General features: G+C 30.0%; 15 protein-coding genes and 1 other RNA gene. 13 read left to right on the top strand and 3 right to left on the bottom strand.

Annotation, left to right across the window (positions count from 1 at the left end):
• Positions 1–96 precede the first annotated feature (96 nt).
• Entirely contained in the window at positions 97–648 is a 552-nt protein-coding gene (locus PZA12_RS24140; protein ID WP_078117524.1) for a ferritin-like domain-containing protein, read from the top strand.
• Positions 649–964: 316 nt separating this feature from the next.
• Positions 965–1,231: signal recognition particle sRNA large type (gene ffs, locus PZA12_RS24135), an RNA gene on the top strand.
• Positions 1,232–1,391: 160 nt separating this feature from the next.
• Here the strand turns inward: ffs and PZA12_RS24130 are convergent.
• The 3 genes from PZA12_RS24130 to PZA12_RS24120 all read right to left on the bottom strand — a co-directional run bounded on the left by PZA12_RS24130 (position 1,392) and on the right by PZA12_RS24120 (position 3,753).
• Positions 1,392–2,276 carry a fumarylacetoacetate hydrolase family protein gene (locus PZA12_RS24130; RefSeq protein WP_078117523.1) on the bottom strand — a complete coding sequence of 295 codons (885 nt, stop codon included), beginning with the start codon at positions 2,274–2,276 and terminating at the stop codon, positions 1,392–1,394.
• A 126-nt stretch (positions 2,277–2,402) separates the two neighbouring features.
• Entirely contained in the window at positions 2,403–2,894 is a 492-nt protein-coding gene (locus PZA12_RS24125; RefSeq protein ID WP_103698402.1) for a dihydrofolate reductase, read from the bottom strand.
• 67 nt (positions 2,895–2,961) lie between these two features.
• Positions 2,962–3,753 carry a thymidylate synthase gene (locus PZA12_RS24120; RefSeq protein WP_017212280.1) on the bottom strand — a complete coding sequence of 264 codons (792 nt, stop codon included), beginning with the start codon at positions 3,751–3,753 and terminating at the stop codon, positions 2,962–2,964.
• 298 nt (positions 3,754–4,051) lie between these two features.
• Between PZA12_RS24120 and dnaX the strand changes: the two genes are divergently transcribed.
• From dnaX to PZA12_RS24065, 11 genes are all read left to right on the top strand, one after another.
• On the top strand, positions 4,052–5,698 hold the full coding sequence (dnaX, locus tag PZA12_RS24115) for a DNA polymerase III subunit gamma/tau (protein ID WP_103698403.1): 1,647 nt from the start codon (positions 4,052–4,054) through the stop codon (positions 5,696–5,698).
• A gap of 85 nt (positions 5,699–5,783) precedes the next feature.
• On the top strand, positions 5,784–6,125 hold the full coding sequence (locus PZA12_RS24110; protein ID WP_023974902.1) for a YbaB/EbfC family nucleoid-associated protein: 342 nt from the start codon (positions 5,784–5,786) through the stop codon (positions 6,123–6,125).
• A gap of 111 nt (positions 6,126–6,236) precedes the next feature.
• Entirely contained in the window at positions 6,237–6,833 is a 597-nt protein-coding gene (gene recR, locus PZA12_RS24105; protein WP_077844315.1) for a recombination mediator RecR, read from the top strand.
• 218 nt (positions 6,834–7,051) lie between these two features.
• Complete coding sequence (locus tag PZA12_RS24100; RefSeq protein WP_077838921.1) at positions 7,052–7,330, top strand: YaaL family protein; 279 nt, start codon at positions 7,052–7,054, stop codon at positions 7,328–7,330.
• A 20-nt stretch (positions 7,331–7,350) separates the two neighbouring features.
• Positions 7,351–7,620 carry a pro-sigmaK processing inhibitor BofA family protein gene (locus PZA12_RS24095; protein WP_023974900.1) on the top strand — a complete coding sequence of 90 codons (270 nt, stop codon included), beginning with the start codon at positions 7,351–7,353 and terminating at the stop codon, positions 7,618–7,620.
• 343 nt (positions 7,621–7,963) lie between these two features.
• Complete coding sequence (locus PZA12_RS24090; protein ID WP_103698404.1) at positions 7,964–9,238, top strand: CHAP domain-containing protein; 1,275 nt, start codon at positions 7,964–7,966, stop codon at positions 9,236–9,238.
• Between the two features lie 143 nt (positions 9,239–9,381).
• Entirely contained in the window at positions 9,382–11,412 is a 2,031-nt protein-coding gene (locus PZA12_RS24085; RefSeq protein ID WP_103698405.1) for a M13-type metalloendopeptidase, read from the top strand.
• Positions 11,413–11,551: 139 nt separating this feature from the next.
• Positions 11,552–11,728: a hypothetical protein gene (locus PZA12_RS24080; RefSeq protein WP_017212276.1), complete on the top strand. Its 177-nt coding sequence runs from the start codon at positions 11,552–11,554 to the stop codon at positions 11,726–11,728.
• 219 nt (positions 11,729–11,947) lie between these two features.
• A complete protein-coding gene (locus tag PZA12_RS24075; RefSeq protein WP_103698406.1) occupies positions 11,948–12,709 on the top strand; it encodes a helix-turn-helix domain-containing protein in 762 nt (253 codons plus the stop codon).
• Positions 12,710–12,874: 165 nt separating this feature from the next.
• Positions 12,875–13,222, top strand: a complete 348-nt coding sequence (locus PZA12_RS24070) for a P-II family nitrogen regulator (RefSeq protein ID WP_077838918.1) — start codon at positions 12,875–12,877, stop codon at positions 13,220–13,222.
• 130 nt (positions 13,223–13,352) lie between these two features.
• On the top strand, positions 13,353–14,447 hold the full coding sequence (locus PZA12_RS24065) for a polyamine ABC transporter substrate-binding protein (protein WP_017212274.1): 1,095 nt from the start codon (positions 13,353–13,355) through the stop codon (positions 14,445–14,447).
• Positions 14,448–14,476: the final 29 nt, after the last annotated feature.

The raw sequence follows: 14,476 nt of genomic DNA, 5'->3' as shown, positions 1-14,476 counted from the left end.
TAGTTATTTTAAAAAACTAAAAAAAGATAATATTAAGGCAATGAGTTTATGAAAAGTATGTTAAAATATATATGAAATTTAAGGGGGATGGACTATTTGAAGTGTAAAATATGTGGTATGGAAATAAATGAAAGAAATTTTAACCTTAATGAAGAAGCTTTTATTAATAAGAATTCGATAGACAATATTATTCATTGTCCATTTTGTGGTGTAGGCAAGGAGTATTTAAGTGAAAGTAATGAAATAATTACAGTACAAAGTGACTCGTTTGATGAAAATACTTTGAAGATTTTAGATCATGCTGTTAAGCTTGAGATCTTTAATGGTGACTTTTATAATACGGCAGCTATGAAAGCTAAAAATGATAAAGTCAAAAAAGTATTTGGAGCATTATCAAAAATAGAAATATGTCATTCAAAAATACATCAAAGACTAGGTGATTTTATAAAGGCTCCTAATTTAAGTAAAGTCAGCTATGATAGATATGATAGTGATAGTGCACTTTTACAATTAGCAAAACAAAAAGAAGAACATGCTGTTGGATATTATGAAAAATATAAAGATCAGGTTAATGACAGCAATTTATTTGAAATATTTGCAGCTTTAGCTGGCGTAGAGAAGGAGCATATCATTCTTGTTGAAGAATAGATAATCTTTAATTTGAAAAGATTTAAGGCTTATTTAAATAAAAAATATGAGGGAAGAATTGATGTAAAGTTAATTTTGTTATTGTATTATGGTATGTATGGAATAAATTTAACATAAAGACAGTAATAATGTTCTTGAATTTAGACTTTTTATGTGTTATCATTAACAAGTATCGAAAATGACATTTAATAAATTAATAATAATTTTAAAAATATGTTTTTGATAAAAGCAATGATTAACATGGTTTGACGTCTGAGAAGAGACGATTTTCTCAATAGGAGAAATTAAGGTGCAAACCCTTATCATTCCACCATTGCCATGCTAGATGGGGAGTTAGCGGTGCCCTGTAACCTGCAATCCGCTATAGCAGGATTGAATTCCTCGCTTAGGTATTAGCGATTTATAGTCTGACTTTTGTAAGTGGTGTTGATGACTGGGTCCCACGCAATGGAAGCCCATGAACCTCGTCAGATCTGGAAGGAAGCAGCGATAAGTGGTTCCTTCCATGTGCCGTGGATCAATCTGGTCTGAGCTAACTGCATTAGTAACGTATAGAAAACTAATAACGAAGCGAGGTGCATGGTTTATTTTAATGTTTAATTATAGCATGGAAATGAAAAATTAATTAGGTTATTCTTCAATAGGATTAACATAGGACACAATAGGATAAGAAAGTGAGGGCATTTCAGTAATGAAATACCCTCATTTTCTTATCCTATTTATTATTTATTTAAATTTACTATTTACTTTACAATATTTTTAAGACAGCCTATACCTTCAATTTCGCATTCAACTATATCGCCAGGCTTTAGGAATTTAGGTGGTATGAATCCCATGCCTACACCAGCTGGAGTTCCCATTGCAATAATAGTTCCAGCCTTTAAAGTAATTCCCTGAGACAATTCATGAATTACGTCTTGTATTGAAGTAATCATAAGATCAGTAGTACTATTTTGTCTTAGCTCTCCGTTAACTCTAGAGCATATCCTTAATACTGGAGGATTAACAAATTCACCTTTAGTGACAATACAAGGCCCCATTGGAGTAAAACCATCTAAACTTTTACCAAAATACCATTGTTTATGTCTTGTCTGAAGGTTTCTTGCACTCACATCGTTTATTATAGTATAACCAAAAACATAATCAAAAGCTTTTTCTTTAGGTACATCTTTAGCGTCTTTTCCAATGATGACTGCTAATTCAGCCTCATAATCTAGACTATCAACTATTTGTGGATAACTAGGGATATAATCACCATCAGCAGTCGCAGTATTCACTCTTTTGGAAAAATATACTGCATATGGTCTATCCCCACCAAAGGCTTCGTTTTTATATCGAGCAGATTCAACCGCATGTTCCATATAGTTGATACCTAAACAAATAATATCTTGATTAGGATTAGGTATTGGAGGCATTTTAGAAATATCCTCTATGGAGATATATTCCTTATCATTATTAGTTAATGATTTTTGTAGAAGATCCATTTCATGATCTGTTATGTTTTCTATTAAACAGATCATGCTATCATAATTAATGCCAAGAGATTTTATAGGATAAACTCCTTGCTCATTGAGAGCTAGTATTCCTACTTGCTCTATACCTTCATGCTTAAAAGTTACAAATTTCATAATACATTCCCCAATTCTAAAGATTTTTTATTTTAAAGTTGTATTTTAGCCCATTTCTAAAATAGAATTTAATTCTTCGTAATTATGATAGAGTAATATGAATTTAAAACTGATATTACTGTATATTTACATCTGTATTAAATTTACAAAAGTATAATGCAATCCATTCTTTTCATCAATAAATTTCTCTGATGTGTATTCAGCATTATAATTTGAATAATTAATTCCAGGGAAATATGTATCGCCTTCAAATTCTTCATCTACTTTTGTTAAGTATAATTTCTTTGCATAAGGGAGAAATTGTTTATAAATTTCAGCACCTCCAATTACAAAGACTTCATCTTCACACTCCAAATATCTTTGAAGTACTGAATTAAAATCGTGCTCTATTGTCACCTTATCTGAATCTACATTAAAATTATTATCTCTAGTTAGAACTATATGTTCTCTATTTGGTAAAATTCCAGGCAATGATTCAAAAGTTTTTCTGCCCATAATCATTTTTTTGCCTGTAGTTATTTTTTTAAATCTCTTTAAATCCTCTGAAATATGCCATAATAATTTGTTATCTTTCCCGATTACATTATCTTTAGCAATAGCAACAATTATTGAAATCATTTATTATCCCACCTATCTTAGGCACAATCAAAAGTATATTATTTTCTTTCATATGCCTTAAATTTAATTATACTGATACGTCCATTTTTATAGATTCATGATGCTTATAATCTTCTAATTTTATGTCGTCAGGAGTAAAATCATAGAAATTTGTAATTTCTGGATTGATCCAAAGTTTTGGAGCATTATATGCATCATTTTTTCTTGTAAGTTGAAGTTTCAAACCATCTACTTGATTTTCGTATATATGAGCATTATTTATTACATGAGTAAATAATCCTGGTTTAAGTCCAGTAACTTGAGCTAATAGATGAACTAATACAGCATACTGAGATGTGTTAAATGGAACACCAAGTCCCCAATCTCCGCTTCTTTGAACAAGCATACAGTTGAGCTTCCCATCAGTTACATCCCACATTGTAAGAAAGCAGCAAGGATATAATGGAGCGCTATCTAGATATGGAATTTGCCATAAATTAATCATCATTCTTCTATCTTGTGGGTTATTTTTCAATGCATCTATTAATTTATCCATTTGATCGAATTTTTTTACTATCCAACCATAAGAAGTTCCGATAGTTCCATCTTCCATCATCCATTCATCCCATATTTTTACGTTTTGAGATTGAAGTTCTTTTACACTGTTTGATTGATCTTTAAAGATCCAAAGAAGTTCTTTAACGGCAGTTTTAAATGCCACAAATTTTGTTGTTAGTATTGGAAATTCTTTTTCTAAATTAAATTGCATAATTTGATGAGGTAGTTTATAAGTCTTGACTCCAGTTCTGTTATTATCGAAGTAACCATTTTCTAATATATCATTAGCAATGGCTAAATATTTATCATCATATAAACTCATTATAGATATGCCTCCTTATATTTAAAAACTATTTTTATAATAAAATTATTCAATATACATTTTAACCTAAACTATTTAACAAGTCATCCAATATATTTTATATAAAAGCATATTACAAGTACATGGTCTTCAGAAGGAGTGCAAGTTGAAGAAACTATTAGCAATTATTTTTAAATATTTTTATATTAAAAATATTTATTCAAATATATGTAATATAAGACTAATTGTGTATTTTGCATTGCACAAGCAATAGTGTATAATAATGTTATATTTAAGAGAAATGGCGAGGTGGTATCCCGTGGGTTATACAGCACTATATAGAGAGTGGAGACCAAAGAATTTTGAAGACGTTGTTGGGCAGGAACATATAACTACAACGTTAAAAAATGAAATTTTAAACGATAGAATTGCACATGCTTATCTTTTTTGTGGAACTAGAGGAACAGGAAAAACATCAACTGCAAAAGTAATGGCAAAGGCATTAAATTGTCTAGATTTACATAATGGAGAACCATGTAACGAGTGTGAGATGTGTAGAAAAATAAATGAGGGATTAGCAATTGATGTAACAGAACTTGATGCCGCTTCTAATAATGGTATAGACAAAATCAGAGATATTATAGATGACACAAAATATCCACCACAAGAAGCTAGGTATAAAATATATATAATGGATGAGGTTCACATGCTTTCAGTGGGAGCAGTTAATGCGTTCTTAAAAACTTTAGAAGAGCCTCCTAAGAGAGTAATATTTATATTAGCTACAACAGATCCCCAAAAGTTACCTATAACTATTCTATCTAGATGTCAAAGATTTGATTTTAAGAGAATAAGCCAAAAAGAAATATCTAGTAGACTTAAAAAGATAACAGATTCACAGGGAATAACTTATGAGCAAAAAAGTTTGGATTTAATTTCAAGAGTCTGCGATGGTGCGATGAGAGATGCATTAAGTATACTAGATCAAGCGATTGCTATGGGTGAAGATAAAATTAATTACGATGATTTAGTTAGTATATTGGGACTTGTAACTAATGAATATTTGTTTGACATAACTTACGCCATTATAGATAGAAGTATTGAAAAGTCGATGATTATAATTGATAAGCTTGTTTATTCTGGTAAGGATATGCAATTGTTCATTAAAGATTTAATAGCACATTTTAGAAATTTACTTATGGTAAAGGTTACAAATAATCCAGAAGAAGTTTTAGATATGTCTCTTGAAAATATTCATTTGATTAAAGAGCAGGGAAGAAAGATTAGAGTAGAAGAAATAATGAGAGCTATTAGAATACTTCAGGATTCGGAAATAAATTCAAAAGCTAGCAAGCAAAGTAGATTATATTTAGAGCTTGCTATTATAAAGATGTGTAAAATTGAGTATGATACTTCAAATGAGGTTATTTTATCAAGAATAAACAAGTTGGAGGAATCATTAAAAAGTGGCAAGATTCGAATGGTTCAATCAGAAAATATTAATGAAGAATTAAAATCTGCACATAATAATATAGGAACTAATTCAAATAATAATCAAAGTAGAAATGCTATTAATAAGGGCAACATAAATAGTAATGGTGTTAATTTAGAAGCTAATCCAAACTCATCGTTAACAGTAGATGATGTTGGGAGAGTATGGACAGAAATATTAGAAAAATTCAAGGCAAAGAGGGCAATGATTGTTTATGCTTCAATCGTTACAGCAAAACCATATAGCTTAAAAAATGGTATAGTTACACTTGAATATGATTCAATGTATGCATTTAATAAAGATAGGTTGCAGAAGGCAGAATACAGAGAAATTGTGAATACCGTATTTTCAGAAGTTCTAAAGGAAAAAGTAATTGTAGATTATGTAGTAAAAAATGATAATGAAGTAAAAGATCAAGAAGAGCTATTAAAAGAAACAATAGAAGGAATACCATTTGAAATATATGATGAATAGGAAGTTACTTATTCATTGAACTTGAGTATTAATAAAAGATGTTTTATAATTAATGAATGAGATTCAAGAAAGAGGAGGATTTTTTATGGCAAAAGGTGGATTTCCAGGAGGCTTTGGTGGCGGAAATATGAATAACCTTATGAAGCAAGCACAAAAGCTTCAAAAGCAAATGGAAGATATGCAAAAGGAACTTGAGACAAAGGAATTTGAAGCATCAGTAGGTGGTGGTGCTGTAGTTGTAAAAGTAACTGGTAAAAAAGAAGTATCATCAATTAACATAAAACCAGAAGTTGTAGATGCAGATGACGTTGAAATGCTTGAAGACCTAGTAATGAGTGCTGTTAATGAAGCACTAAGAAAAGCAGAAGAGGAAACTTCAAGCAAAATGGGTAAACTAACAGGCGGAATGCCAGGCGGGTTATTCTAAGAATTTCAATAGTTATTAATAAGTTAGCATACAGGAGTGTAGAAGAAACTTCAGCCTGTATGCTTTTTATAATAGGCTAAAAATATAGATAAAGGAGAATTATAAATTATGATGGAGTTTTATCCAGTAGCCATAGAAAAGTTGATAGAAGAATTTGCCAAGCTACCAAGTATTGGACAAAAGACGGCTCAAAGATTAACATTACATATCTTAAATCTTCCGGATGATGAAGTTAAGGAATTTGCGGATGCATTAGTTAAGGCAAAAGGAACGGTTAAGTATTGCTCGGTATGTGGAAACTTTACAGATAAAGATCCTTGTGCATTATGTGGGAATCCTAATAGAGATAAGGGTACAATATGTGTTGTAGAGCAGCCAAAGGATATTATGACAATGGAAAAGGTTAAAGAGTACAATGGAATATATCATGTATTACATGGAAATATATCTCCAATGCAGGGAAGAGGTCCTCAAGATATAAGAATTAGAGAGCTTGTTTCTAGAATGAACGAAGATGTAAAGGAAGTAATATTAGCAACGAATCCTAATATAGAGGGAGAGGCGACTGCAATGTATATATCTAAGATACTTAAACCTCTTGATGTTAAAGTTACTAGGATTGCTTCAGGTATACCTGTTGGTGGTGATTTGGATTATGCAGATGAAATTACACTATCCAAAGCACTAGAGGGAAGAAAAGAGATATAAAATAAAGGAACCTAAATAAGATTAGGTTCCTAAAAAAGTGTTACATAGATGGGAGTTAGAAGTTTCTATCTGCATTAGTGAAAAGCTTCTTAAGTATAATATATATATAGATTTGAAAAAGTGTTACAGTTATTGAAATAAATTATGGAATCAAATTATGTATATTTTTACCACTAGATGGATAAAATGGTAGTAAGAAGTTTTTTGGAGGGATTTACATGAATAAAAAAAATATTGTAGAGTACCTGATGAACAAGACTAATGACTCAAGTATGTATGCTAAGTTATTACATGATATGGAAATTGCAAAAATGGAAATAAATGTGGCTCGTAGCATGTTTAATAATGTTAACGATGACAAATTAATAGAAGTAGCTATTTATTCAGAGAATGTTGCAAGAAAAAGATATGATTACTTATTATCAATAGCAAGAGAAAAGGGGATAAGAGTAGAACATAATTATGTAGTAGAAAATAATGTACGAATTGTTGAATAAATAAAGTGGGGGAGCTAAATATGGAGGGACAATATTTAATATACGGATTAGCAGGGATAATATTATTATTTTTAATGATAAGATTATTAAAATGGCCGATAAAAATACTTATAAATGGTATCATAGGCGTTGTAATATTATATTTAGCTAATTTTATTATTGCAAATCTCGGATTAATAGGCATAAATGTTAATTTTTCGCTGGCGATTAATCCAATTACCGCTTTAATAGCAGGTTTTTTTGGAGTTCCTGGTGTTATTGTGTTGATTATAATAAGGTTATTTCTTTAATTGAGTTTTAGAATTTTCATTTAGAGGATTTTGACATTGCAAAATTTAATAATTATTCAAAGGTTGTCTGTATTTAGAAATATAAAAAGTTCATTATGTTTCTAAATACAGATTTTGTTATTTTTAATTATAATTATGTTTGTTAATTAAGTGATTTTGAGTTAATATTTAATGTATAAGGATTAAAATTCCTAGAGTATTATTTATTTTCCAGGGGGGGACTCTTTTAGCCTATTGAGATTAGTTTTATATTGAAATTAATGTAGTAATTTTTTATGTATAAACAATAAAAGAGTATATTATGAGTTACGTATAAGAAATAATTTATGAAGGGGAAAAGAAAGTGAACAAAGAATTTCTTAAAAAGATTATAATAACGGGAATGACAACTCTAATGGTAACAAACATGTGTTATATCTCAGCATCAGCTAAATGGATTAATGATAAGAACAATGGTTGGAGTTGGTTAGATGGAGATATTAAAACTACTGGTTGGAAAGAAATTGATGAAAAGTGGTATTATTTTAATACAGATGGAATAATGAAAACAGGATGGCTTAGTGATAATGGAAAATGGTACAACCTATCTAATAGTGGAGAGATGACTATAGGTTGGAAAAAGGTTGGTGAAAAGTGGTATCACTTTAATAATGATGGGGCAATGAGCATAGGATGGGTAAATGACAATGGCACTTGGTATTATACTAATTTTAATGGAGAAATGGAAACAGGAACATTAGGCATAAGTGGCAAAGTTTATACTTTCTCTGATAGCGGAGAAATGCTAAATGGTAATACTGAGCAAATAGAAAGTGGATCAGAGAATGTAAATGGTGTAAAGGATGACACGAATTCTCGTATTGCATATGTCGCAACCAATAATGATTCATTAAACGTTCGATCAGATGCATCAACTTCATCAGATATAATTGATACTATATACAGAGGTGCACAGGTTAAAATTGTTGATGATGAAAAGAATGGATTCTATCCCATAATAATAAATGGAAAAAAGGGATGGGTAAGCTCTAAATGGGTCACGTTTAATAAACCTGAAGATGATACAACAAAGAGTCCAACCTCTTCTAATATACCTAATTCTAGTGTAGAGACTCCATCAGTAGATAATAAAAATTCTAATGCTATCAGTAGTTCGCTTAGTGATATAAGGAATACACAGCCAAGTACGGATAATAAGTATTACTATTCTGATGATAATCTTTTTTATAAAGTTAAGCTTTCGCCACCATTTTATAGTGGAGGAAAACCAATTAAAGGAAATTGTACATGGTACGCTTGGGGACGAGCTTGGGAAATTACAGGAGTGAAGCCAAGTGATGCAGGATTTATAGGTAATGCCTATGAATGGTGGGACGCAAATCAAAAAAGCGGTAAATATCAGTATGGTTCTCAACCTAGAGTAGGAGCTATTGCGGTTTGGAAATCTAACATGCCTAATTCTGGAGGCGATGGACATGTAGCAATAGTTGAAAAAATAGATGGTGGTAAAATTTATATATCAGAATCAACTTGGAATGGTGTAACTTTTAGGTATAGAGAAATATATGATACTAATTATTTATATGGATATATTTATCTGGACAAGCCAAACCACTAAGAATTTTATAAGCTAAAGGGGCTAGGGAGTAGTTTTTATTAGTGAAACATAATAAATATTATTGCACATGCAATATAAATAGAGGTTAATAGTAAGTTATAAACGCTAATTATAAAAAACTATCCTGAAAGAGAGGTGTAGTAATGAAAAAAATTAAAAAGTTAAGTATCGTAGCAAGTATAGTAGCATTTATGCTGGTTGTATCTAATGGATCACATAATATTGCAATGGCAGAGGAATCATCAGTAACAAACAATAGTCAAGGAGTAAGATTAAATGATGATTTTTATGATGCAGTAAATAGTGATTGGATTAAAAATGCTAAAATTGAAGATGGAAAATCTACTGCGTCTACGTTTGATGATGTTGAGAATAAAGTGACAGAACAAATCAAAGATATAATTAACAATTTGTTGATTAATAAGGATGCGTATAAAGAAAATAGTGATGAGAAGAAAATAATAAATATTTATAATAATACTTTAAATATAGAAGCAAGAAATAGAGAAGGGATAAAACCAGTAAAGGAAAATTTAGATGAAATTAAATCAATTGGAACAATAGATGATATTACTAAGCTCTGGAAGGATAAGAGGATATTAAACTCAACAATAAAGTTTTCTGTAGAAAAAGATATAAAAGATGTGAAAACAAATATACTTTATATAAGTCCTACTGCGCTTAGTTTAGGGGATTCAGATGAATATACTAATCCAACAGAGAATAGCAAAAAAGAGCGTAAGTTAACGGAAGATTATTATAATAAAATATTGATGTTAAGTGGATATACTCAACAAGAATCTCAGAAAAAAGTTGATGATATGTTTAAATTTGAAGAAATGGTAGCTCCGTATATTAAAGGAAAAAAGGAAAAGACTACAACTAAGAATTTAATTGATGAAGAATATAATGTATATACAGTAGCAGAATTAAATAATTTAGCTCCCAATTTAAATCTACCAGAAATTATGAATTATGTGGGAATAGACAAAGCTAATAAGATTATTTTAGAAGATCCAGAATGGCTGAAAGCATTTAATAAATTATATAATCAAGAAAATTTACCTCTCATTAAAAATTATATTGAAATAGTTAATTTACTATATGCATCAAATTATTTAAGTGAGGATTTTGAAAATGCCAATAAAGAATACGCAAGTAATATGCTAGGCATAACTGGTAATGTATCAAAAGAGGAAGAGGCCGTTGATAATGTAAATTCTATGATGGGAATGGCTATTGGAAGACTTTATTCTGAAAAATATGTTCCTGAAAAGACTAAAAAAGATGTAGAGTCTATAACAAAGGATATTATAGCAGTTTACAAAAAGAGAATTGATAATCTTGATTGGATGAGTAGTCAAACTAAAAAAAATGCTATTGATAAGCTAGATAAGTTAAAGATAAAGATAGCGTATCCTGACAGTTGGAATGATTATTCAAAGTTAGATATTAAATCATACGAAGAAGGTGGATCACTTTTCCAAAATGCAATGACACTTAGAATATTTGAGCGTGATAAGATGTTTAATAAAATAAACAAACTAGTGGATAAAGATGAAGATCAGTTTAAGCCTCAAACAGTTAATGCTTTTTATAGTGCAACAGAAAATTCAATTATTATACCAGGCGGAATAATTCAAGGTCATTTTTATGATGTAAATGCACCTAAGGAAGTTAATTTAGGTGGAATTGGAGTTATTATTGGCCATGAAATTAGCCATGCCTTTGATAATACTGGAGCTCAATATGATTCTGATGGTAACCTTAATAATTGGTGGACCGAAGAGGATTATAAAGAATTCATGCAAAAAACTCAAAAGGTTGCAAATTTTTATAGTCAGATTGAAGCAATGCCTGGTGAAAAGTTAGATGGTAATCTTACTGTGGGAGAAAATATTGCAGATATAGGTGGAGTATCCTGTCTTTTAGATATATTAGGTGAAATGAATAATGCAAATTATAAAGCGTTTTTTGAAAGTTATGCAGTCACTTGGAGACAGATAACAACAAAAGAATATGCAACATATGCATTAATCATAGATGTTCACTCTCCTAATAAGGTTAGAGTAAATGCAGTCCTACCACAATTTCAAAAGTTCTATGACACATATGGAATTACTGAAAAAGATGGTATGTATGTTAAGCCGGGGGATAGAATAGGAATTTGGTAGTTAAGATGTTTCTATGATAATAATCATTAAATTATATTACTATTGTAATTTCAAATAATTCGGTTAAGAAGTTGACATTAACTAACTTTGAGATAATATTTAAATTATACAGTTTAATTAAAGGAGTAGTGATACTATTATGCCAGCAGGAAATGGAGTAAATTGCGGAGATTGTGGAGAACTAAAACAAGGAAGATGTAATGGAAAGGATCTGACTTGTTTATGTTATAAATGTCCAAGAAAATTAGCACAGTGTATGTGTGTTAAATATTGTAGAGAAACTGAATCAGTATTATATTTTGATGAAGACAATTAAAATATAACTTTATAATTACTTTAAATATACTCCTAAAGGAGTATATTTAGTATAAAAAATAATCAAATGATAATGTTGAAAGGCGAATAGCGAGAGAGTAAAATAATGTATAAATAAATGGATATGTGCAAAGAGGCATATGTAAATATCTCATTAAGAGAATTACATATGCCTCTTATTTTATATTATTTAATACTTTAGGAAAGGAAGTTTTAGCAAATGCGTAGTTTAGAAACAAATGATTGGATGGTTATTAACAATATAGTATATCAGATTAATTCTATTGAGAATTCTACTACTATGCGAAAAAATTTCCTTACTCAGATGGCTTTAGTTTTAGATTTTGATAGTGCTGATTTTTATATTGCATCAGAATTAAATAGTCATACATTAGTTAAACCAGTATTTTACAATTACAAGCCTAGAGCAGATGAAAATTACATGGACAAGTATGACGGTATAGATTATAGCAGGGGATTAATGTTTGGTGGTAAAAGTAAAGTATATAGAGAAAGTGATATTATTTCAGAGAAAAAGAGAGTAGAGACAGAATACTATAAAAAGTACTTTGAACCTAACAATTGGCATCACACACTAAATATGATATTGGCACACAAAAATCAGTTTGTTGGTGTAGTATGTTTCTTTAGAATAAAAGGAAAAGAGGATTTTATATATGAGGATTCTTTTGTACTTGATATTATTAAAGAACATTTAGCATTTAGGTTATATCAGGATCTAGATAATAATTCCATGGGTGGAGAAAAAATATCTATTTCCCAGTGTGTAGATACTTATGGATTAACCAAAAGGGAAGAAGCTGTGTTATGTGAACTAATGAATGGATTAGAGAATAGCGAGATTAGCAATAAATTATGCATTACAAATAATACATTAAAGAAACATGTACTTAATATATATAGAAAGCTAGGTATTAAGAATAGAGTTCAGCTATTCAAGATGGTTAAAGAAAGAGGATGAGAATACTACTTTAGGGGTATCTATATATTAAAAAGGATAATTAAAATGGTGTTTTTGGTGAATTGTTATAAAAAGATTTTGATAGTATATTATTCACAAGAAGTAGTGAAGAGTTGGCTAGAAGGAAGTTTGTATATAATTTTGCAATTAGGGAGGAGAGAGTTTATGAAAGAAATAGTATTAATTATAAGACCGGAAAAATTAGAAATTATTAAAAGTATTTTGGATGAATACCACTGTGGTGGAATGACAATATCAACGGCAATGGGATGTGGAACTCAAAGAGGCTCGCTAGAAGGTGTAAATGAGATTAAGGGTTTAAAAACAAATATAAATTTATTACCCAAAATTAAAGTCGAGGCAGTAGTAGAGGACAATATAATAGAAGATATTATCTTATCAGTAATAGACAAGGTAGCAACTGGAAATGTTGGAGATGGAAAAATTTTTGTTAGAAATATAGAACAAGTTGTTCGTATTAGGACAGGTGAAAGAGGAAGTAAGGCTTTATAATTATAAATATTTAGATGCAAGGGTGCATAAAGGTATGAATATCTTTATGCATTTTTTTGTTTTAGCTCATGATAGAAGAGTTAGGAAATTATAAGCATAAAAGCTATTTTTATTTAGAGGAGTGATTTAGATGATAAAAGGTATATTAAAGAAACTTATATTAAGTATAACAATAGGATGTATGGTAACAATGAGTTTATCTGGCTGTGGTTCAAATACTCAATCAACTTCTAATGGAAGTACAGGTGAAAATTCTGGTGAAAGTAAGGAATTAAATGTTATCTGCTGGTCCGAATATCTACCAGATGACGTCCTAAAAGGTTTTGAAGAAAAGTATGGAGTTACAGTTAATATGACTACATTTACTGATCCAGATGAAATGCTTGCAAAAGTTAAGTCAGGAAGCAAAGGGACATATGATATGATTATTGGCCCGGCTCAAGATATTAATATACTAAAATCTCAAGATTTGATTCAAAAATTAGATACAAGTAAAATAGAGAACTTCAAAAATATTGATGAGCAATATTTACATGAAGCAAATGATCCTAAAAATGAATACAGTATTCCTTATCTGGGTACAAGCATATTAATCGCAGTTAATACAGATAAAATTAAGGATAATATAAAATCATATAAAGATTTATTGAATCCTAAGTATAAAGATACCATGGTTGTTGTTGAAGATGCCAGACCAATAGTCGGGATTGGATTAATGACAAATGGATATAAGATAAATGATACAAGCGATGAAGGATTAAAGAAAGCAGAGGACTTTTTAACACAATTGAAACCAAATATTCATGCATTTAACGGTGATAGTCCAAAAACATTATTATTAAATGGTGAGTGTTCATTAGGCCTTGTTTATGGAGGTGAATGCGCTTTAGCAGCTAAGGAGAATCCAGCAATTAAAGTGGTTTATCCAGAAGAAGGCATTTATTTCACATTTGATATGATGATGAAAGTGAACGGAGCTAAGAATTCCGAGAATGCAGACTTACTAATGAACTATATATTAGATCCAGAAGTAAGTGCTACTATTTCAAAGACTTTCCCATATGTAAATCCAAACAAAGCAGCTAAAGATATTCTAGGAGACGACTTTAAAAATAACAATATTATGAATATCCCAGAGGCTGAAATGAAGAAAAGTCAAGGCTTACAAGATATTGGAGAAAATGTATCAAAAATAACTGACTTATGGACTAAGTTTAAAGGATAAGGGTGAAAAATAAGACTTTGGAGGGGATT

The sequence above is a fragment of the Clostridium beijerinckii genome (genome assembly GCF_036699995.1).
GTDB lineage: Bacteria > Bacillota > Clostridia > Clostridiales > Clostridiaceae > Clostridium > Clostridium helianthi.
Note: the sequence above shows the minus strand (reverse complement) of the source record. Positions and strands in the feature narration are given on the sequence as shown.

Coding starts and splice junctions, on each gene's coding strand:
- PZA12_RS24130 (WP_078117523.1), bottom strand. CDS start 2,276: ATGAAATTTGTAACTTTTAAGCATGAAGGTATAGAGCAAGTAGGAATA.
- PZA12_RS24125 (WP_103698402.1), bottom strand. CDS start 2,894: ATGATTTCAATAATTGTTGCTATTGCTAAAGATAATGTAATCGGGAAA.
- PZA12_RS24120 (WP_017212280.1), bottom strand. CDS start 3,753: ATGAGTTTATATGATGATAAATATTTAGCCATTGCTAATGATATATTA.
- PZA12_RS24110 (WP_023974902.1), top strand. CDS start 5,784: ATGGCAAAAGGTGGATTTCCAGGAGGCTTTGGTGGCGGAAATATGAAT.
- recR (WP_077844315.1), top strand. CDS start 6,237: ATGGAGTTTTATCCAGTAGCCATAGAAAAGTTGATAGAAGAATTTGCC.
- PZA12_RS24100 (WP_077838921.1), top strand. CDS start 7,052: ATGAATAAAAAAAATATTGTAGAGTACCTGATGAACAAGACTAATGAC.
- PZA12_RS24095 (WP_023974900.1), top strand. CDS start 7,351: ATGGAGGGACAATATTTAATATACGGATTAGCAGGGATAATATTATTA.
- PZA12_RS24085 (WP_103698405.1), top strand. CDS start 9,382: ATGAAAAAAATTAAAAAGTTAAGTATCGTAGCAAGTATAGTAGCATTT.
- PZA12_RS24080 (WP_017212276.1), top strand. CDS start 11,552: ATGCCAGCAGGAAATGGAGTAAATTGCGGAGATTGTGGAGAACTAAAA.
- PZA12_RS24075 (WP_103698406.1), top strand. CDS start 11,948: ATGCGTAGTTTAGAAACAAATGATTGGATGGTTATTAACAATATAGTA.
- PZA12_RS24070 (WP_077838918.1), top strand. CDS start 12,875: ATGAAAGAAATAGTATTAATTATAAGACCGGAAAAATTAGAAATTATT.
- PZA12_RS24065 (WP_017212274.1), top strand. CDS start 13,353: ATGATAAAAGGTATATTAAAGAAACTTATATTAAGTATAACAATAGGA.